16 protein-coding genes are annotated in these 20518 nt (G+C 42.1%); 10 read left to right on the top strand and 6 right to left on the bottom strand.

The window, feature by feature from the left end; all coding sequences use genetic code 11:
• Nucleotides 1–95 precede the first annotated feature (95 nt).
• Entirely contained in the window at nucleotides 96–1010 is a 915-nt protein-coding gene (locus tag APA_RS15665) for a D-alanyl-D-alanine carboxypeptidase family protein (RefSeq protein WP_201323201.1), read from the top strand.
• 66 nt (nucleotides 1011–1076) lie between these two features.
• Nucleotides 1077–1775, top strand: coding sequence for a hypothetical protein (locus APA_RS15660; RefSeq protein WP_201323200.1), 699 nt, complete (start codon nucleotides 1077–1079; stop codon nucleotides 1773–1775).
• Nucleotides 1776–1803: 28 nt separating this feature from the next.
• Here the strand turns inward: APA_RS15660 and APA_RS15655 are convergent, their stop codons facing one another.
• Complete coding sequence (locus APA_RS15655) at nucleotides 1804–3222, bottom strand: folate/biopterin family MFS transporter (RefSeq protein WP_201323199.1); 1419 nt, start codon at nucleotides 3220–3222, stop codon at nucleotides 1804–1806.
• Nucleotides 3223–3404: 182 nt separating this feature from the next.
• On the opposite strand from APA_RS15655, the gene APA_RS15650 reads away from it, so the two are divergent.
• Together APA_RS15650 and menD are read left to right on the top strand one after the other, a co-directional pair.
• Nucleotides 3405–4019 carry a nucleoside triphosphate pyrophosphatase gene (locus tag APA_RS15650; RefSeq protein WP_201323198.1) on the top strand — a complete coding sequence of 205 codons (615 nt, stop codon included), beginning with the start codon at nucleotides 3405–3407 and terminating at the stop codon, nucleotides 4017–4019.
• Nucleotides 4016–5824, top strand: a complete 1809-nt coding sequence (menD, locus tag APA_RS15645; protein ID WP_201323197.1) for a 2-succinyl-5-enolpyruvyl-6-hydroxy-3-cyclohexene-1-carboxylic-acid synthase — start codon at nucleotides 4016–4018, stop codon at nucleotides 5822–5824. The genes APA_RS15650 and menD overlap by 4 nt, the downstream gene beginning before the upstream one ends.
• Nucleotides 5825–6132: 308 nt before the next feature.
• On the opposite strand, the gene APA_RS15640 is transcribed toward menD, so the two are convergent.
• The gene (locus APA_RS15640; RefSeq protein ID WP_201323196.1) at nucleotides 6133–6774 is read right to left on the bottom strand and encodes a response regulator transcription factor; all 642 of its coding nucleotides are present in this window, start codon (nucleotides 6772–6774) and stop codon (nucleotides 6133–6135) included.
• 224 nt (nucleotides 6775–6998) lie between these two features.
• On the opposite strand from APA_RS15640, the gene APA_RS15635 reads away from it, so the two are divergent.
• The 3 genes from APA_RS15635 to APA_RS15625 all read left to right on the top strand — a co-directional run bounded on the left by APA_RS15635 (nucleotide 6999) and on the right by APA_RS15625 (nucleotide 9939).
• The gene (locus APA_RS15635; RefSeq protein ID WP_201323195.1) at nucleotides 6999–7367 is read left to right on the top strand and encodes a response regulator transcription factor; all 369 of its coding nucleotides are present in this window, start codon (nucleotides 6999–7001) and stop codon (nucleotides 7365–7367) included.
• A 128-nt stretch (nucleotides 7368–7495) separates the two neighbouring features.
• Entirely contained in the window at nucleotides 7496–8821 is a 1326-nt protein-coding gene (locus APA_RS15630) for a glutamate-5-semialdehyde dehydrogenase (RefSeq protein WP_201323194.1), read from the top strand.
• Between the two features lie 287 nt (nucleotides 8822–9108).
• A complete protein-coding gene (locus tag APA_RS15625) occupies nucleotides 9109–9939 on the top strand; it encodes a hypothetical protein (RefSeq protein WP_201323193.1) in 831 nt (276 codons plus the stop codon).
• Nucleotides 9940–9970: 31 nt separating this feature from the next.
• Here the strand turns inward: APA_RS15625 and APA_RS15620 are convergent, their stop codons facing one another.
• The 3 genes from APA_RS15620 to APA_RS15610 all read right to left on the bottom strand — a co-directional run bounded on the left by APA_RS15620 (nucleotide 9971) and on the right by APA_RS15610 (nucleotide 12058).
• Nucleotides 9971–11107, bottom strand: coding sequence for a glycosyltransferase family 2 protein (locus tag APA_RS15620; RefSeq protein WP_236579600.1), 1137 nt, complete (start codon nucleotides 11105–11107; stop codon nucleotides 9971–9973).
• A 123-nt stretch (nucleotides 11108–11230) separates the two neighbouring features.
• Nucleotides 11231–11743, bottom strand: a complete 513-nt coding sequence (locus tag APA_RS15615; RefSeq protein ID WP_201323217.1) for a Dps family protein — start codon at nucleotides 11741–11743, stop codon at nucleotides 11231–11233.
• Nucleotides 11744–11899: 156 nt separating this feature from the next.
• Nucleotides 11900–12058 (bottom strand): hypothetical protein, encoded by a 159-nt coding sequence (locus APA_RS15610; protein WP_201323191.1) that lies wholly within the window; start codon nucleotides 12056–12058, stop codon nucleotides 11900–11902.
• On the opposite strand from APA_RS15610, the gene APA_RS15605 reads away from it, so the two are divergent.
• Complete coding sequence (locus APA_RS15605; RefSeq protein ID WP_201323190.1) at nucleotides 12057–15695, top strand: GAF domain-containing protein; 3639 nt, start codon at nucleotides 12057–12059, stop codon at nucleotides 15693–15695. The genes APA_RS15610 and APA_RS15605 overlap by 2 nt on opposite strands.
• Before the next feature lie 225 nt (nucleotides 15696–15920).
• Entirely contained in the window at nucleotides 15921–18494 is a 2574-nt protein-coding gene (locus APA_RS15600; RefSeq protein WP_201323189.1) for a PAS domain-containing hybrid sensor histidine kinase/response regulator, read from the top strand.
• On the opposite strand, the gene APA_RS15595 is transcribed toward APA_RS15600, so the two are convergent.
• A complete protein-coding gene (locus tag APA_RS15595) occupies nucleotides 18476–18898 on the bottom strand; it encodes an anti-sigma regulatory factor (RefSeq protein ID WP_201323188.1) in 423 nt (140 codons plus the stop codon). The genes APA_RS15600 and APA_RS15595 overlap by 19 nt on opposite strands.
• Nucleotides 18899–19166: 268 nt before the next feature.
• Between APA_RS15595 and APA_RS15590 the strand changes: the two genes are divergently transcribed.
• A complete protein-coding gene (locus APA_RS15590) occupies nucleotides 19167–20303 on the top strand; it encodes a SpoIIE family protein phosphatase (RefSeq protein ID WP_201323187.1) in 1137 nt (378 codons plus the stop codon).
• Nucleotides 20304–20518 lie beyond the last annotated feature (215 nt).

Below are 20518 nucleotides of genomic sequence, written 5' to 3'. Positions count from 1 at the left end.
CTGGCGACACAGGCTTTTAATCTGGATTTTAATTGCGCCAAGCTATTTATTGTGTATATTTAACCTTGGTTAAAACTTCAAACGTTTGTATACCTATGCCTACCCAAAACGATATCCCTGTTGCTCAAAGGGTCAGCGATCCTAAGCGATCGCCCCAAAAGCAACCAGAAAGAGTTAATTCAATCTCGCGATCGCTACAGTCAGTTCCTTGGTGGGCATATGGTTTAGCAGTACTAGCTTTTTTATCCCCGATTGTTAGCACGCGCATCTGGTTTGCCCTAAATGCCAATGCCGCGAATCAACCGAAAGAAATGGCTTCACCTGATCAAAGTTCACAACCAGTTTCATCTCAGCCAGTGCAACCATCGGCTATTCCTACTGCCCCATTTATAAGTGCAACTCCTCCGACTAAAGGCGATGACACTAAGGCAAATCCAGAGGTCATCGCTAAAGAATCTAATAGTCCACCAGATTTATTTGGACATCATGCATTTAGCGAAGCTCCTGCGAATAAATTACGCACCATAGGCAGAGCAGGGGATGGCTATGAAATTAAGCTGCATGAGGCGGCAGCAAAGAGTTTTCTCCGAATGGAAGCTGATGCAAAGGCTGATGGTGTCGATTTTGTTGTAATTTCAGGCTTTCGGACGATCTCTGAGCAACAAGAGCTTTTCTTTGAGATCAGCAAGCAACGCAACCAAACCCCAGCCCAAAGAGCCAAAGTTAGCGCTCCTCCAGGGCATAGCGAACATCACACGGGCTATGCTCTAGACATTGGTGATGGCGCAGTGCCAAGTGCAAATCTATCGACTAGTTTCGAGAAAACTTCTGCCTTTCAGTGGTTGCAAAGTAATGCTGCCAAGTACGGATTTGAAATGTCTTTCCCGCCCAATAACCCTCAGGGCGTAATGTATGAGCCTTGGCATTGGCGTTTTGTCGGTGATGACGATAGTCTCGCAACTTTTTACAAGAAATCAAACCCTAGTACTTCCTTTATTAAAAAACCATAACTTAAGACAGACAGGGGACTTAAGCCCCTTGTCTGTCTTAAGTTATTTCGATTTTTGAGCCTTGCCATGAATGTAACTGCCACTGATTTACTAGCGATCGCTATATTTACAATTACGATGATGTCTTTGGTGGGCACAATGGCAGGTTTGTCACCAGTCGTCCCTGCCGCGATCGCGATTACTTTACTTAGCCTCTGGGGAATTGATATTGGCTTTTGGCAAGGAAAATTTGGGGCGTATACTCAAGCATGGCTTAGGGCGCGATCGCCAAAGTATCGCGAACGAGTTTCCTATCACGAAGCTGGACATTTTCTCGCGGCTCATATGTTGGGGTTTAAAGTTGTGAACTACGCGATCGCAGGCATTGTTGGGCGATCGCTAGGTGAAATATTAGCTGAGCAGACTTTTACTGGCATCGAAGGAGGCGTGGAAATAGAGATCGCTGATGGGGCTAATTCTGCAAATTTATCAGCGAATTTACTTGATCGCTATAGCACTGTCTCTATGGCAGGTATCGCAGCCGAACAACTGATGTGCGAGGGCGCAACTGAAGGCGGTATCGATGATATGCAACGCCTACGAGAAGCAATTTCTCATTTACCAAATCCGATGACCCAAGAGCGTTGGGCGTTACTAAATGCCCGTAATTTATTAAGCGATCGGCGTTCGGTGCTAATTGCGCTTGCAGAAAAAATGCTCAATGGAGCAACCGTCGAGGATTGTTGTAAGACCATTGAGCAAGAAATATTTATAGCGCAAAAATAATTGAGGCACTTCGCGCCTCCATTATTTTTTATAAGTTGAGTGCTTCTTCTGTAAGGATGGGAACTTGGGGAGAAACTTCTTCTTGCTTGCCATTTTTCTCATCAGGCAACCACTTTAAAAGTGGAAGTGGCAAAAGACTGGTTAGATTTGCAATTAAAACCAATAACCAGAGATTATCAAAATTGGATTCGGTAACGCCTAGAAGATAGGTCAAACCTGCTCCTAACTGAAAAGAACATAGCGCTGAAATATTCAAAACTGACATCAACAGTGCAAACAATGTTGCTTCAATTCCCTCAGGACATAGTCTTGCGGCCAATACCAAAACGGGCATAAAGGCAATCCTTCCCGCAACAGTCAAAATCAAACTGTCACCAAGACTAAACCAGCGATCGTCAATGCCTAGCGATCGGTTGGCGTGGGTAACTAGCAATAAACTTGTAAGTCCTAACACAGTTGAAATAATTGTTGTCCAAAAGAAAATTTTGCGAGTCGGCACAGCTCTAAAAAAACGCTGAAATAGCCACACTCCAAGTAATCCCGCCCAACTCGCAAAAAATCGAACTGTACCAAGGAATTCAGGATTAAACTTCAGTTCATTGGTCGTGAAATAGAAAAAAGCAGTATCAGCACTTGGCGATGCTTGCCAACAGAATAAGAACGCCGCAGGTAACCAAATTGCCTTATTCGTAAAGGCTTGACGCAGTTGAGTAAAGTTAAACTTCAGCGACATCCAAATTTGTGAATTTCTCGATAAAGCTTCTGGCTTTAAAGAAGGTGAACCATCAGCCGAATTATTGGCGGGATCAGGAACAACAATAAAAATTGTGGACATAGGTGGATCGGCGATCGCAAACGCCGAAATACCCACCAAAAGCGGCAAAAGTGCGGTAATTTCAAAAACGAATTTTGCGCCGTAATGTTCTAATAAGTAACCACTCAAATAAGCGGAGATAATCGCGCCAATTGATGAAGCAATCCAACTAAATGACTGCAATGAACCTGCATCGCCTTCTGGCTCCAGTCTAGCGCGTTGGACAATCAGTGCATCGGTAATCGCATCAGAAAAGGCTAGGGATAAAGAGCCAGTCGCAATCATCGCGATCGCCCAAAAAGGAGTCGTGACCCATAAACTCATGCTTGTCCATGCAAAAATTCCTAAAATGCTTGAAAGCAATAGGTAAGGGCGGCGACGATAGCCAAACACTGGGAATCCGTCAGAAATCAAACCATATAAAGGTTTAACTGTCCAAGGCAACATCGTAATACCAACCATTGAGGCGACTTCCGCAGGGCTTAGTCCTAAGTCATCCTTAAGGAAGAAACTTACGGCAAGTTGCGAAATTGCCATTGCACCTTGCACAAAATAAATAACTGCGATCGCCCCCAACTCTAGGTCAAACGAGCGCCCTCGTAGTCTTTTGAGCCAGTCTGATTGGATTAGCACTATACGATTGCCCAAATATTAAGAAACTTTAATCTAAGTATATTTTAGTATCAATTCAGAAAATCGGATAGCAACCGTAGGTAGACATCCAACATGCTCTAAAGTTGAAAATACGGTAGGGTAAATAAGAGGAACGTTGGTCTAGATGCCGAGCTTCTCTCTTATTTATTTTGTTAAGTCCTATGTCTAATCCCATTTTTGTCCTTGCTTCCGCATCTCCCACCCGCAAGAGCATTTTAGAAAATGCTGGAATTAAACCAATTGTCAAAGTTAGTTATTTTGATGAAAACGCGATTCAGGTTAGCGATCCTACGACCTTGGTGCTGACCTTGGCACAATGCAAAGCCAAAGCGATCGCAACAGAATTTACAGGGCAAAATGCTTTAATTATGGGCTGTGACTCGATCATGTATCTCAATGGCATGATATACGGTAAACCTGAATCCAAAGAAATTGCGATCGCGACATGGCAAAAGATGCGTGGTAATTATTGCGAACTCTATACGGGACATTATTTGATTGATGCGAAGAGTCAACGCTCTATAATGCGCCATGGTGTAACTAAGGTCTATTTTTCTGATGCAACTGATGCGGAAGTTGCTAGCTATGTAGAATCGGGTGAGCCTTTATGCTGTGCAGGATGTTTTACGATGGAGAAGCTGGGCGGATTATTAATTGAAAGAATCGAAGGCTGTCATACCAATGTTTTGGGATTAAGCTTGCCGATCCTGCGCCAAATGCTAACCGAGCTTGGCTACAGACTCCACTTTAGTGCTAATGGAACTGCAATCAGATGAATATCGCCAATCGAAATACACTTTGGGCAAGCATTGTTGCTGAAGAGCTTTATCGATCGGGTGTGTGGACAGTTTGCGTTTCCCCTGGCTCTCGGTCTACGCCACTAGTGATTGCATTTGCTGAATTGCGCGATCGCAGCCCTGATTTTCAGATTTTGGTACATATTGATGAACGCTCAAGTAGCTTTTTTGCACTCGGTTTAGCGAAAATCCAAAAAGCTCCCGTTGCCCTGCTCTGTACATCAGGAACTGCCGCTGCCAATTACTATCCTGCAATTATTGAAGCCTATTACAGTCAAATTCCACTTGTAGTCTTGACCGCCGATCGCCCCCCAGAAATGCGCGATTGTGGTTCTGGGCAAACTATTGATCAGATTAATATTTATGGAAAACATGTTCGCTACTTTTTTGAAGTGGGAACACCAGAGATTCTCGGTTTTCGATTGCGCTATTTGCGATCGCTAATTGGTCGTTCTGTCAGCATGGCTACTGGGAAAGGTGACACACCCGCAGGTGCTGTCCATCTCAACTTCCCCTTCGCTGATCCGATGCCACCTGTCCCTGTTGCTAATGATGTACCAGAAGACTTAGCTCTCAGTAGTCCAGAAGCATTGTTTGGTAATCCTTCAGGTGATGCTTATAGCCAAGTAATTTCAGGAATGCGATCGCTGGATACGGATGCGATCGCTGCTATTGCTAACCAAATTATTAGTCATCCTAAAGGTGTGCTAGTTGTAGGAGTATATGACTCTCCACCAGAGTTTTTAGATGCTGTACGCTGCTTGGCAAGGGCAACAGGCTATCCATTACTGATTGAAGCCACAGGAGCACATCGTGGAAACGAAATTGGTCATTATGATAGTTTTTTGCGATCGCCAAACTTCTGTAAAGCCCATGCTCCAGAAATTGTGATCCGTTTTGGAGCCATGCCTACCTCCAAAAGTTATCTACTCTGGTTACAGAAAAATATTAGCTGTCAGCAAATCGTGGTTGGTAGCACCAATAGCGATCCTACTCATGGGATTACCCAAGCCTTAAATGTCCATCCTGCAAGCTTTTGCTTACAGTTAGCCAATTATTTAGAGAACTATGCTCAACCGATTTGGCAAGATAAACAATGGCGCTTAGATTTTGAACTAGCAGAAAGTATCGCTGAACATGCGATCGCAGAATCTCTCAGCACAATCGATGAATTATTCGATGGTAAAGTTTATGCAGAACTCGCGGAAATTCTTCCTGCGGATACTTATATTTATGTGGCAAGCAGTACGCCCATCCGTGATTTGGATACATTCTTTCATAGCGATCGCCCAATCACAGTTTTAGCAAATCGTGGTACTAATGGTATCGATGGAACTTTGTCTAGTGCGCTGGGTGCTGCATGGGGATGTGATCGCCCCATGATTCTCATCTGTGGAGACCTAGCGTTTTATCACGATCTAAATGGATTGTTAGCGGCAAAAAAATATAATATTTCCCTCACGGTGATTCTTTTAAATAACGATGGTGGCGGTATTTTTGATTTATTACCAATTTCCAAATATGAAAACACCTTTGAAGAATTCTTTGGCACAGCGCATGGTCTAGACTTTGCGCCAATTATCTCCGCCTATGATTGCGAACATTTTCTCATTCAAGATTGGCAAGATTTTCGTGATCGCGTGATGAGTTCTCTGAGTGCTGCGGGAACTCAGGTTTTAGAAATTAGAAGCGATCGCAAGCGAAATAAAGAACTCCATTTTGCGATCTGGAATAAAGTAATTGAAAGTTGCGATCGCAACTTTCAATTATGCCAAAGTACCTGATTAACTGACAAAACTGTTGGAATCCGCATTTTGCCGTAGGGGCAGGTTTTGCTAAAAGCTTTGCTGTAAGACAATCACGGATCTACTAAACCTGCTCCTACAGAGATCTGTCAGTCAATCTTACTTTTCACGGCATCTTTTTATTCCAGCGTAACCGTCAATATTCCTATCGCCACAAGCCTTATTCTACCGTTGCACATTGTCATTAAGTAAAACTTATTGCAAATGTGTTTGTTTCTGAAACCCCTGTACACAGAACGTTTCAGAGATGCCGTGAAAAGTAAGGTCAGTCAATCAGGTCAAGGTACTTACGAATAGTTAAGAATCGAAGTAACTAAGATCGCAATCTGAGTTCTGTTTCGTAAATTTAGCTGGCTCAAAATATTGGTAATGTGGTTTTTAACAGTTCTTGTGGAAATATAAAGCTGATTGGCAATTTCCTCATTATTTGCGCCTGTTGCAATTAATTTTACTATTTGCTGCTCTCTAGGAGTGAGTTTGTCCCAATCAGTTGTAGATACTTCAGAAATCTCTGGAATTCGCGCAATCACCTTTCTGCCTAAGTTTAAGTCCAAGTGCATATAACCCCGATAGACAGCTTGAATTGCAAATGATAATTCTTCGGGAGATGTATTTTTTAAGATGTATCCTGAGGCTCCATATTTCAGAGCCTGTGAAACATATTCTTCCGTATCATCGACGGTGAGAATTAGGACTTTCGTTTCTGGAAAGCGATCGCAAATTTGTTTGGTGGCTTCCACTCCATCCATAAGTGGCATTTGGATATCCATGAGAACAACATCTGGCTGAAGGCTTTCTACTTGCGCGATCGCGAATTGTCCATTTTCTGCCTCTCCAACAATTTCCAAAGCAGATTCATCGCCAAGAGAAATCTTCAGGGCGCGACGAATAAAGGAATGATCGTCAACAAGTAAAATGCGAATTTTCATGGAAGTTACCTACGCTTTATGCGATCGCCTCAGACTAATTCTCAACAGTCACACTTTCGAGAATTGGTGTGAATTCAGATTAGCTGTTTATATAGTAACGAGCAAGTAGCGATAGTCCCAATTTAGTATGGGACTAAAGTACTAGTAGATTCGGGACTTAGTCTTCATGTGTAATTTCTGCCTCAGATCTAGGATGGAAATGTAGAACTTAGAGAATTCCTGCCATGTCCAAAATTCTTGTTGTTGAAGATAGTAAGACTCAAAGGGAAATGATAGCTCATTTACTCCAAAGCAATCAATTTGAAGTTGTGACTGCTAAAAATGGGGTGGAAGCGATCGCCCAAGCTGAGGTGCTACATCCTGATCTCGCAATTTTAGATATTGTGATGCCTGAGATGAATGGCTATGAGCTTTGTCGCAAACTGAGGGACAATCCTGAAACATGGAATATCAATATCATTATGTGTTCGACTAAATCCACCAAGGCTGATCGCCATTGGGGATATCGACAAGGGGCAAATGCTTACATTGGCAAACCTTTCCACCCAGAGGAATTAGTGAATACAGTAAATGAGTTGTTAAGAATATCGTAGGGTGGGCGTTGCCCACTCTACCTTTGATCTTTTCGTATTAAGATAGAAGAATAGTAGAGATTTGCTAGTTTTGGTTAACTAAATCTCTACTCTAAAATTTCAATCTATGAAAAGTAATAGAGATTAACGTGTCTGGGAATGTATCTATAGATTTGCCACAAGATTTGTTAGAGTCGATCCAACGTACTCGCACCGCTGCGATCGCCTTGGCGAAATTGCCTAGTGATGCAAAGAATAATGCATTAGAAGCGATCGCAGTCGCCTTGGAACAACAATCTGAAATGATTTTGGTAACCAATCAAAAGGATGTCGCTGCTGCTAATGCGAGCAAATTGCCCAGCGCCTTGATTGCCCGTCTCAAGTTGGATGCAAATAAACTGAAAAGCATGGTCGCAGGTGTTCGCGATGTAATCCGCCTTGATGATCCGATCGGCGATCGTCAAATTCACCGTGAACTAGACGCAGGTTTAGTATTAGAGCGTTTGTCTTGTCCTTTGGGCGTAATTGGTGTGATTTTTGAAGCGCGTCCTGATGCTGTTACCCAAATTGCTGCATTAGGTATTAAGTCAGGAAATGGCGTAATTCTCAAGGGTGGGAGTGAAGCTGTACATTCCTGTGAAGCGATCGCTTTTGTCATGTACAAAGCTTTAGAAGAGCTATTTACAAAACATGGCGGTGTATCGCCCCATGTAGTGCAGCTATTGACCACCCGCGCCGAAACCTTGGCAATCTTAAAGATGGATAAACTCATCGATCTGATTATTCCTAGAGGTTCCAATCAGTTTGTCCGCTATATCCAAAACAATACCCATATTCCTGTTCTCGGACATGCCGATGGAGTCTGCCATTTGTATGTAGATGAGTCGGCGGATTTAGATAAAGCAGTGGCGATCGCAGTTGATAGCAAAACCCAATATCCTGCGGCTTGTAATGCGATCGAAACAATGTTGGTGCATAATGCGATCGCCCCAAAATTCTTGCCTTTAGCTTTAGCTGCCTTGCAAGAGCGGGGTGTAGAACTCAGAGGCTGCGATCATACTCGAAAAATTATTGCAATCAATCCCGCCACTGAATCAGACTGGTCAATGGAATATTGTGATTTGATCTTGTCCATCAAAATTGTTGATTCGTTAGAAGAAGCAATGACCCATATCACTACCTACGGCTCTAAACATACTGAAGCGATCGTCACTGAAGATCAAGCGATCGCCAATATATTTACGAGTGATATCGATGCGGCAGGTGTATATCACAATTGTTCCACCAGATTTGCTGATGGTTTCCGCTACGGCTTTGGGGCAGAAGTGGGCATCAGCACCAACAAGATGCCACCTCGTGGTCCCGTTGGTTTGGAGGGACTCGTTACTTATAAATATCGACTTGTGGGCAATGGTCACATTGTGGCTAATTACGCAGGGACAAATGCTAAAGCGTTTACCCATCGTGACTTATAACCATAAAAAAGGCGGTGCTTTGCACCACCTTTTTTTATATAACAACGCAAGGGATAGCTAGGACAAATCAAAACCCAAAAGATGAGTGGCGGCGCTTCGCGCCGCCACTCATCTTTTGGGTTTTATGTCCTAAGCAAAACTTACATGGCTATAGATATGAGAGGCGACGCAAAGCGTCGCCTCTCATATCTATAGCCAACTTGCAACTAAAAGAGCTTATGTGAGTCTTGTAGAGTATGGTACAATCTCGCCCAATTTCATTTTTTGCCACACTTCGGCTCAAGCATATGAGACTCCTCACACAAAACACTCTTCGCAACGCGGCGCTTGGGCTAGTATCTCTTTTGGGTATTAGCACCATTGTCAACTTTAGTTGCCCCGCTAACGCCCAGTCTTTTCCGAATGACTCCCTTCCAGCAGTTCCCACCAATGCCAGTAGTACACAGTACCTCGTATATTTGCCTAATGTGGCAAATATCAAACAAGCCAAGGTACTAGCTCCAGATGCATTTGCTAGCCGATTAGATACAGGCGAACAGGTTGTCCAGTTAGGTCGCTTCAATAACTTAAATCTCGCTCAACGTCGCGCCGCTCAGTTTAGTCAAGCAGGGCTAAATCCACAGATCAAAACTGTACAGAGTAAATTTTCCACTTTGCCCTCTGCACCTTTAAGTTCTATTCCTCCAATCCCAAACAATAATCTACCATCCTCATCTGCGCCGATTCCTGTGGAATCAATTCCAATTCAGACATCGCGGACAAATGAGCCATTACCGAATGTGCCTGGTTCAGAGTTTCCTAATAGTAATGCGATCGAAATTGTGCGATCGCCTCAGCCACTTCCCCCACAAAATCAGTCGGTTCAAGCTCAGGGCATTCCCGCGATCCCATCTCAAAGCGTACCTGCAAGCACACAGCTACGCTATTTCGTGATTATTCCTACAGGCTTAGTATCTGAGTTGCAACGAGTGCAAGCGATCGCACCCAATGCTCAACTCAGATCTTCTTACCGTGGCACTTATATCGAAGTGCAAGGCTATCCTGACCGTGGTAGTGCGGAGACTTTGAGCCAAACTATTCGTCGTCAAGGGTTTGATAGTCGTGTTGTATTTTTCTAATTACAAGACAAGGGGCTTAAGCCCCCTTGTCTTATGAGTAAGTCCGACCGCGCCAACTTTTAGGTTTTGTAAGTGCCGAGATCCAGATACGTATTACTGCGATAGGATCGGCGAGGGGGGATAGCCAAAACCAAAAGCCAACCTCGGTATAGCTAGTACGAATGCCAAACACAAGTAAGCATCGGATAAACACCAGAAAGGCATTGAGCCAAAACAGAATATTCATCAATATCGATGATGCTGGTTGCCAAATTGATAGTGCAATTAGCATCGGTATCGGCAACCCCTGAAGTGCTGTGAGGAATAGACAATCAGCAAAGGTTTGATTTGGGGTAGAGGCATCCTTAAGATCAAGCGATCTCCCCCATTCGCGCCATGTTTCCGCCATCGAGGTATACATCCGCACCTGCATCAATGCTGCACCGTCGAGAAAGCCCACCTTTGAACCACGTTGAGCGGCGGCTCTAGCGAGGGTGACATCATCGCAAAATGATGATTTGGCTAGTTCATAGCCATTTAACTCGACCAGTTTGGCGCGTTTCGATAGGAAACATTGACCATTTGCCATTACTCGATCTTCCGTAAATTGGGTGCGATCGCCTGTTGCTCCAAAACGAAAAATGAGCGTAATTAATAGCGCGGGTTGAAGCCATTGCTCACCTGCGGTTTTGAGAATAAATTTCGGTGACAGTGACACAATATCAAAATTATCGACTGTTGCTTTATCTACAAAACTGGCGACTAGTCCCTTTTGCGGTAATGTATCGGCATCAATTCCAAGTACCCATTCGCTAGTCGGGTCACTATTTAAAAATCCTGTATGCAAAGCCCAAGGGCGACCCACCCAACCATCAGGTAAAGGATCATCGGTTATTAGCCTTAAGGGAATCGGGAAATCCTTTTGCAGCTTCTGCACATATTGGGGCGTGCCATCCTGCGATCGGCTATCCACCACAATAATTTCTTTGGCTGCTTGATCGCGTAAACCCTCTAAACAAGTCGGTAAGCGTTCAATTTCGTTGAGTGTAGGAATAACAATCGAAACTTGGGGAGATTGCTTAGCTAAGGCTTCTGCGGATGGTTCTAGAGGGATTAGCGGGGCTGTGCGATCGCGGGCCGTGCTAAGACGTTTGAGCAGCACAAGTGTGGCGGGGACTTGTAACAGCAAAAAAAAGATCGGGAAACCTATTAAAAAAAGCGGATTATTCAACTTCGATTGGAGATGCTTACATTCTTGAAACTTAATCCTATCGTAAAATCAAGCCGCGCAATGCGCGGCTTGATTTTACGATTATTCTTCGAGCAGGCTTCTAAGCATCCATGCGGTTTTTTCGTGAACTTGCATCCGTTGTGTCAATAGATCTGCCGTGGGTTCATCACTTGCTTTTTCCGCGATCGGAAAAATAGAACGGGCCGTTCTCGTGACAGCTTCCTGTCCTTCGACGAGCAACTTAATCATTTCTGTTGCTTTGGGCACTCCTTCAGTTTCGGGGATCGAAGTGAGCTGCGCATAGGCAGAATATGTACCAGGGGCAGGAATACCGAGGGAGCGAATGCGTTCTGCAACAAGATCAACGGCTAGAGCAAGCTCTGTATATTGGGCTTCAAACATGAGATGCAATGTATTGAACATTGGTCCCGTTACATTCCAATGGAAGTTATGGGTCTTGAGGTAGAGAGTATAGGTGTCGGCAAGTAAGCGTGATAATCCGTCAGCGATCGCAATCCGATCCTCTTCAGAAATACCAATATTAATCGAGCTAGATAGCTCTTTATCACCTGATTTTTCCTTGTTTTTACCCATTTTAGTATTTATCCAGATTATTACTGACTGCATTATAGCCATTCCTATAACCACACACATACACCCTTCGGGTGTATGTGTGTGGTTATAGGAGAGATTTTACTTTGATAAAAGTAGCCGTTGGCTGACTTTTATCAAAATCAATTTTTGGGTTTTTTAGAGCCGTAGGTACTGAAAACCCAAAATTAGTTCCATCATGAGAATGGCTATATTCTCATGACTACTGAGGCTTACTTCTTTTTTTCTGCTAAACTTAAGATCTCGTCGTAATGCATCTGGCGTTTTATTCACTTGATCTATTCGGTTTAATTTCATGCAGAAACCCCAAATGCCACTGAACGAGAGCGATCGCCAAGCTGCTCTTGAGCGCTACAACGTTCTTGATACATTACCAGAGCAGGAATATGATGACCTGACCCAACTAGCGGCAAGTATCTGCGGCACACCAATCGCTTTGATATCTTTAATTGATCGCGATCGGCAGTGGTTTAAGTCGCGTGTTGGCATTGACGCATCAGAGACCCCGCGAGATATTTCCTTCTGTGGTCATGCGGTTGCCAATGATGCACTCTTAAATGTTCCAGATGCAATTCAAGATCCTCGCTTTGCTGACAATCCATTGGTGGTTAATGAGCCAAATATCCGCTTTTATGCTGGCGTACCTTTAAAGACTTCGGATAATTTTAATTTAGGAACTTTATGTGTCATAGATCGCCAGCCACGAGACTTGACACCTCAACAGATTCAACAACTCGAAGCCCTTGGTCGTCTGGTTATTAGCCAGTTAGAGTTACGGCGTAACAACGAAGCATCAAAGCTGCTTATGTCAGTGCTTGTTCGTCGCCAGCAGACCGAAAAATTGGTGTCTGCCCAAAATCAAATCGCTGGAGTCCTTGCAGAGTCATCTAACTTTAGTAGTGCGGCAATGCGAATTTTACGGACGCTATGCGAACTGCTGTCTTGGGATATTGCTGAACTATGGCTTACCAGTAACTATCCTCGTGCTTTAAGCCTGATGACCAGTTATTCCAAACCAGAAATTGAATCAACAGAGCTAATTCAGACCCATCAACTGATGTCAGTTGAATACGGCTCTGGTTTGATTGGCTCGGTTTGGGCGGAAGGAAAGGCTAAGTGTGTGGAGATTGACCAATATCCTAATTTTTACAAATCAGAAGTTGTAAAAAGAATAGGTATAAACTATGCGTTAAGTTTTCCTGTATGTGGAGAGAATGAGACGGTTTTAGCTGTAATTACGATGTTTAGTCGCGAATATCAGGATTCTAATCTAGAACTACTCAACGTGGTGACAGCGATCAGCAGACAGATCGGTCAATTTATGGAAAAGCGCAAAATCGAAAGAGATTTGCGCAAACAGAATTGGCGATCGCTGTTGCTTTCCGACATTGCTCTACGTATTCGTCAGTCCCTAAATCTTCAGGAGATCCTGAATACTTCTGTAAGCGAAATTCGCAAATTCATTAGAGCTGATCGAGTTCTCATTTATCGATTTCATGATAATTGGACAGGGACAGTAGAAGTAGAATCGATCAATCCTAAATGGCGATCTTCTCTAAATACTAATATTCACGATACTTGCTTTCAATCGGGATATTGGAAAGTCTATCAAGAAGGACGAAAGTTAGCAATCGACAATGTTGCAGAATCTAATCTCAGTGAATGTCACAAAGAACTTTTGGTCAGTTTTCAAGTGCAAGCAAATCTAGTTGTCCCCATTATGGAAAATGCTCATTTGTGGGGATTACTAATCGCCCATCAATGCTCTGCTCCAAGACATTGGGAAACGTTTGAGATCGGTCTTCTGAGCCAGCTTGCCGATCAAATTGGGATTGCGATCGCCCAATCACGATTGCTTGCCCAAGAGAAAGAACAACTCAAACTTTTACAACAACAAAATGTTGAGTTAGAAGTTGCTCGTAAGGAAGCTGAACAAGCAACTGTAGCCAAAAGTTCTTTCTTAGCCACGATGAGTCATGAGATTCGTACTCCTATGAATGCTGTCATCGGTATGACAGGACTACTACTAGATACTAACCTTGACGCTCGGCAGAGAGACTTTGCCGACACCATCCGCACTAGTGGAGATCACTTATTAAACCTTATTAATGAAATTCTTGATTTCTCTAAATTAGAAGCAGGTGAAATGCAATTAGAGAATCTTGACTTTGATTTAGATATTAGTATTGAAGAAATTACGGAAATACTTGCTCCATCGGCGCATTTCAAAGGCATAGATTTAGCATCATTTATTCACCCTGACGTGCCAAAATGTTTGCGTGGTGATGTTAGTCGGTTACGTCAAGTCTTACTGAATTTGACTAACAACTCCATCAAGTTTACATCTAAAGGAGAAGTCATAATTGAAGTTACGATTTATTCTGAAACTGAAAGTGATGTAGTTTTGAAATTTGCGATCATTGATACTGGTATCGGCATTCCCCTAGCAGCACAAGCGAAACTGTTCCAGCCTTTTACTCAAGTTGATGCTTCTACAACTCGTCAATATGGGGGAACAGGCTTAGGTCTGGCGATTTGCAAACAAATTGTAGAACTGATGGGTGGTACAATTCATTTAGAAAGTGAGGAGAATAAAGGTTCGACATTTTGGTTCACAACTCCCTTACAAAAACAGCTTAATTGTTTCCGTAATAATACAGGTGCTGAAGTCCTAGAAAATGTAAGAACACTGGTAGTTGATGACAGTATTACTAACTGCAATATTCTTTACCATCAACTTTGTAGTTTTGGAATGCGTGTTGATACGATCCAGCAGTCTAGTTTGACTTTATCTTATTTAGAGAGGGCGATCGCTGAAAACGATCCATATCAGATCGCGATCCTTGATATGCAAATGCCTGAATTGGATGGCGAGCAGTTGGGGATGCAGATTAAAAGCTCTGCAAAGCTGAAGGATATCCACTTGGTTATGCTGACATCTCTCGATCAAGGTGGGGATGCTACGCGCATGATTGAGATTGGCTTTACTGAGTATCTTCGCAAACCAGTCCGCAAGATGCGCCTCTTGAATTGTCTAATTGAGACCATCTCTGGAATCTCCCAAAAATTAGCTATTGAATCACCGATTTATCCTATATGCATACTACCTCCCACTCAGCCTTCCAGCCTTAAAATCTTGCTTGCAGAAGATAGTTTAGTTAATCAGAAAGTTGCGATCAATCAACTCCAAAGTTTAGGATATCAAGCCGATGTCGCGTCAAATGGACAGGAAGCATTAGATCTGTGCTCTCAAATTCATTACGATATTATTTTGATGGACTGTCAAATGCCAATTTTGGATGGTTATAGTACTAGTCGTCAAATTCGAGCCTTAGAAACAGCAAATGATTGTCAAGATTCTAATAAAATAATTATCATTGCCCTTACCGCTAATGCATTGCAGGAGGATCGCGATCGCTGCTTAGCAGCAGGGATGGACGACTACCTTAGCAAGCCTGTTCGCAAAGAGAATCTTGCCGATATCATCGCTAGATGGAACAAGATCATATCTCAAAGGAATGATCTAGAAACAACCAAAATCGTTGAGAATAATTTCAAAGCGATCGCCCCCCCATATCATCACGAAGTTGAGCCAACCACTAGCGAAGATGAATTAGAAGTTGATTGGGCATATCTAGAAGAAATGTCTAACGGTGATGTCGAGTTTAAGCAACAGCTTTTGCAAGCATATTTAAGCTCACTTCCAGAACATATGGCAGCCCTCCAAATTGCGATCGCTAAAAATCAATATACTGAGATTGAACGAGAAGCTCATTTTGTCAAAGGATCGAGCGCTGCGATCGGTATTAATGGCATCGCGAAACTAGCATCTGTACTCGAAGAGAGCAGCAAACAAGGAAAACTTTCAGACAATGCAACATTACTATTTGAAAGGATGATGTTGGGAATCAAACAAATTGAGAATCAAGTGTAGCTTCTCCTTTGCTATTAATAGATCAGGAGATGAAGAAAGAGGACAGATTTTGCTCTAAGTAACATCAGATTCAAAAATAAATTGTGGCTAAATTATCTATATCTACCCATACAGAAAAGTGTAATAATTGAGAATGAGGCGATCTACTTGCTGCAATTGCTTACTCTCAAGGAATTATTTTCGCTAGAATCTTTGTTTCTATTCAACAACTCCAAGATTTCATCCATGAATGCTAACACTTCTCAACCTAATGAATTGCCATCGACGTACAAATCGGTCATGGCGAACCTAGAAAGAATGAAAATCGCTTTGGGTGCGATAGATAGTGCAATTGTTTACACTAATACACAAGGACATATTCAATGGTGTAACCAATCTTTTGATCGCCTAGTTGATCGATCGCATATTATGGTAATTGCCCAAAAAATGTCTGCGCTTTTGCCTCTACATTATGATGGTGAGCCTCTTTCCCATGAAAAGTATCCCATAACATTAGCAATTGCACAAAAAGGTAAAGTACGTGATAGTTACGAGTTTTATCAAGGTACGCAAGGCTATATTCTCGAAGTTACAGCGACTTATATAGAAACTGGTAATGGTGATTCTAAAGAGATTAGCATAGTTGCCACAATTAATGATGTTACCGAATACCAGCGCACCCAATTATTACTACAGCAATCTAAAGCAGACTTGGAGAAGAGAATTCATCTCAGAACGCAAGAATTAAGAGAATTAAACCAGCTTTTAAACCAACAGAATCAAGAACTTCAGTTAGCCAAGCAATCCGCAGAGTCTTCCAATTTGGCAAAAAGCTCTTTCTTAGCAACAATGAGTCATGAAATACGCACGCCGATGAATGCTGTGATTGGGATGACTGGTTTATTACTTGATACAAATCTAGATGCTCAACAACAGGATTTTGCTAACACTATTCATAATAGTGGTGAGCACTTACTAAATCTGATTAATGAAATCCTCGACTTCTCTAAATTGGAAGCGAGAGAGATGCAATTGGAGATTCTAGACTTTGATATAGAGTCGAGCATTGAAGAAATTGCGGATATTTTAGCTAACCCTGCTCAAAGCAAGGGATTAGAACTAGCAACATTTATCCATCCTGACGTTCCAAAATACCTGCAAGGAGATATTAGTCGATTGCGTCAGATTTTATTAAATTTGACCAACAATGCAATTAAATTCACACCTCAAGGTGAAGTCACAATTGAGGTAGGGCTAGAGTCCGAAAATGATGTGTCTACCGTCTTACGTTTTGAAGTTATTGACACAGGAATTGGAATCCCTCTTGCTTCTCAAGCAAAGCTGTTTCAGCCTTTCACTCAAGTTGATGCCTCGACGACTCGACAATATGGTGGTACGGGTTTAGGGTTAGTTATTTGCAAACAATTGGTGGAACTTATGGGAGGCAGTATATATTTAGAAAGCGAAGCGAAGAAAGGCTCGACCTTCTGGTTTACAGTTCCTTTCCAAAAGCAACCCAACAAACCCAATAAACATTTTCATAACCACGGTGTTGAAATTCTCCAAGGGCTGAAAATTTTAGTTGTAGATGACAGCATCACGAACTGTAATATCCTTTACCATCAGCTGAAATCTTGGGGGATGGAAGTCGATGTACTTATCCAATCTACTGATGTTATTCCTTGTCTACTTCGAGCCATAGAGATGGGGCAGCCATATCAAGTTGCTTTGCTGGATATGCAAATGCCTGAATTAGATGGTGAGCAGTTGGGGATTCAAATTAAAAGCTCCAAAATCCTGAAGAATATGCATTTAACTATGCTTACTTCTTTAGATCAAAGTGGTGCAGCGAGACGTATGTTGGAGATTGGCTTTGCTGACTATCTCTGCAAACCAGTCCGCAAAGCGCGTTTATTAAATAGTCTAGTTGATATGATCGCAGGGACACCAGAAGGACAAAAAATATCCAGAAAGAATCTTAAATCCACAGAAATTCGCACCGCATCAAAACTCCGAATATTATTAGCTGAAGATAGTCCGATCAATCAAAAAGTTGCCGTCAATCAATTGCACAATTTGGGCTTTAAGGTAGATGTTGTTGCTAACGGTCAAGAAGCTCTGGATCTACTTGCAACAGTTCCTTACGATATTATTTTGATGGATTGTCAAATGCCAATCCTTGATGGCTACAATGCTAGTCGGCAAATTCGCGATCGCGAAGCAGCCCCAAATTACAAGTTTCCCAAAGTAATTATTATCGCGATGACTGCTAATGCGCTGCAAGAAGATCGAGATCGCTGTCTAGATTCGGGCATGGATGATTTTTTGAGTAAACCTGTGCGGAGAGAAGATTTGGCTAAGAAATTAGATTACTGGAACCAGATTCTTGCCGAGAAAGATGATGTAAATCCTGTTCCTAACATTGAGATCTTATTACCAAGTAGTGATGCGTCTGAAGTTGATGACATCCTAAGTGATTTTGTAGTAGAAATTGATTGGCAATATCTTGACGAAATGTGTAGCGGCAATAATGAATTTAAGCAAGAGCTATTGCAAGCTTACTCAATATCGATGCCTGAACATCTAGAAGCTTTGAAAATCTCAATATCTACAAAAGAATATGTAGATATTGAGCATGAAGCACATTTTATTAAAGGCTCAAGTTCTGCGATCGGAATTACTGGAGTTGCCAGACTAGCGAGCATATTAGAAGAAAGTGGCAAAAACAAAAAACTGCTAGAAAATACCACGATCTTGCTTGAGAAAATTGCTAAAGATATTGAACAGATAAACAATCTAGCTCAGGAGATTGGGACATAGTACCTGACTATTTTCATACAGTTTCGCCCATCTGAGGTTTTATCGTAAGTAAAGACATCCACCATTTGACTGATCAAGTCCAGCCCACGGCCACCTAGAGCCATAACGTCCACTTCATCTAGTTTTGATAGTTTTTCTGAAAGATCGAAACCTGCCCCAAAATCAAACACTTTGATCTCAATGGAACTATCCGTAAGATTTGCTTCTAAACTAATGGGTGTTTCCGATGGCATGTCTCTATGGGCATGACGCACAGAATTAGTAAATACTTCAGCTAGAGCTGTTTTACACCGTAACCAATCAGCATTTGGTACAGATGTATGTGGAAGTTGCTCAAACCAATTCAAAACAGGAACGAGATCGCTAAGACTAGTAGTTACTTGCAAAAAAATTGTTTGAGACACCGCAGTTCTACCAAGATAAGTTTTGAGATAAGATATAAATCTGATTGTAAATTTGTTGGTAACTGAGATATGGTTCTTCAAGGAACTTACAGCAATTTCCGATCAAACGAACCACAATAAATTTTTTGAAAGTGTTGCTTCGCAACACTTTCAAAAAATTTATTGGTTCGGGTTTGAGCGCAAAGCACTGTATTTTCAGTTTGAATGATTTTTTCAATTAAATTGACCTATACAACTCTATCTAAATATAGTGCTTCAGGCAAACAGAATGTTACAAATTCTAGTAATTGATGACGATCTTGTCATGCAGATGATCTTAAAAAACACTCTGCAAGGTCAAGGCTATAAGGTGATTGTAGCTAAAAATGGAAATGAGGGAATATCTTTAGCCAAAAAACATCTCCCTGCCCTAGTTATCTGTGATTGGATGATGCCAGATGTAGATGGGCTAGAAGTCTGCCGCCAACTCAAGCTAGATCAGAATTTATCGTCAACAATTTTTATTTTGCTAACCTCTAAAGGAGCTGTAGAAGACAAGGTTCAGGCTTTAGATAATGGAGCTGATGATTTCTTATCTAAGCCGATCGACAAAACTGAATTAATCGCTAGTGTAAGAGCTGGTCTACGAATTTATCAGCTTAACCAAGACTTACAAGTACAAAAGCAATTACTAGAAGCAGAGCTTGCAGAGGCAAGTGAATATATTCAATCTCTGTTGCCAGCGACTTTAAAAGGTGAGGTTAACATCCTAGCCGAGTTTATTCCTTCTAGCCAATTAGGTGGAGATTGTTATGATTTTTATTGGCTAGACGATGATCATCTTGCTATTTATCTGATCGATACTTCAGGACATGGGGTGGGTTCGGCATTACTGTCTATCTCGATTTTAAATCTCTTGCGATCGCAGTCTTTCGGTAAAGAGAAGTTTTATGAGCCAAGTAAAATTATGACTGAACTAAATCATGCTTTTCAGATGAGTCAGCATAATGGTCGTTACTTTACGATGTGGTACGGAGTATTCAAGCGATCGCAACGTAAGCTCCTCTATGCTAATGCTGGACATCCGCAAGGGCTATTAATTACTAGAGATCCTGAAAATCCTCAAATACAAGAACTGCCGAGTTTAGATATGCCTGTGGGATTTTTCCCAGATATTGAATACACTAGTTCGGAGATTTCAGTTCCTCTAAACAGCAGGCTCTATATTTTTAGCGATGGCATTTTTGAGGTCAGTCAAGAAAATGGCAGAATTTGGGGCGCAGCAAAATTTTTCGATCTCTTGAAAGAGAAATTTGCCGTAGATGAAGAAGTCAACGCTAGTTTAGTTCTTCAAAAGATCCGTACCGAAACACCAACTGCCAAGTTTGATGATGATGTTTCATTATTGAAAATAGATTTCCTATAAAAATAGATAGAGCAGCACGAAGTGATGCCAAATCGAAATAAAGTTGCAGCGCAAAGCGCTGCAACTTTATTTCGATTTTTAGAAACCATTTAAGAATTGTAATTTTCGCCCCCCTAGCCCCCCAGAATTGGGCTACCGTGTATACACAAGTCTCTCTGTCTTCGTTTCAATGTATCTAAGCCCCCTAAATCCCCCAATTCTGGGGGACTTTGAAA

The organism is Pseudanabaena sp. lw0831 (assembly GCF_016584665.1).
Classification (GTDB): Bacteria; Cyanobacteriota; Cyanobacteriia; order Pseudanabaenales; family Pseudanabaenaceae; genus Pseudanabaena.
The sequence above is the reverse complement of the archived record's forward strand: the minus strand, read 5'-3'. Positions and strand labels throughout refer to the sequence as shown.

Bases quoted from the DNA above. Each gene is read 5' to 3' on its own strand.
- APA_RS15665 (WP_201323201.1), top strand. From the start codon at position 96: ATGCCTACCCAAAACGATATCCCTGTTGCTCAAAGGGTCAGCGATCCT.
- APA_RS15660 (WP_201323200.1), top strand. From the start codon at position 1,077: ATGAATGTAACTGCCACTGATTTACTAGCGATCGCTATATTTACAATT.
- APA_RS15650 (WP_201323198.1), top strand. From the start codon at position 3,405: ATGTCTAATCCCATTTTTGTCCTTGCTTCCGCATCTCCCACCCGCAAG.
- menD (WP_201323197.1), top strand. From the start codon at position 4,016: ATGAATATCGCCAATCGAAATACACTTTGGGCAAGCATTGTTGCTGAA.
- APA_RS15640 (WP_201323196.1), bottom strand. From the start codon at position 6,774: ATGAAAATTCGCATTTTACTTGTTGACGATCATTCCTTTATTCGTCGC.
- APA_RS15635 (WP_201323195.1), top strand. From the start codon at position 6,999: ATGTCCAAAATTCTTGTTGTTGAAGATAGTAAGACTCAAAGGGAAATG.
- APA_RS15625 (WP_201323193.1), top strand. From the start codon at position 9,109: ATGAGACTCCTCACACAAAACACTCTTCGCAACGCGGCGCTTGGGCTA.
- APA_RS15615 (WP_201323217.1), bottom strand. From the start codon at position 11,743: ATGGGTAAAAACAAGGAAAAATCAGGTGATAAAGAGCTATCTAGCTCG.
- APA_RS15605 (WP_201323190.1), top strand. From the start codon at position 12,057: ATGCAGAAACCCCAAATGCCACTGAACGAGAGCGATCGCCAAGCTGCT.
- APA_RS15610 (WP_201323191.1), bottom strand. From the start codon at position 12,058: ATGAAATTAAACCGAATAGATCAAGTGAATAAAACGCCAGATGCATTA.
- APA_RS15600 (WP_201323189.1), top strand. From the start codon at position 15,921: ATGAATGCTAACACTTCTCAACCTAATGAATTGCCATCGACGTACAAA.
- APA_RS15590 (WP_201323187.1), top strand. From the start codon at position 19,167: ATGTTACAAATTCTAGTAATTGATGACGATCTTGTCATGCAGATGATC.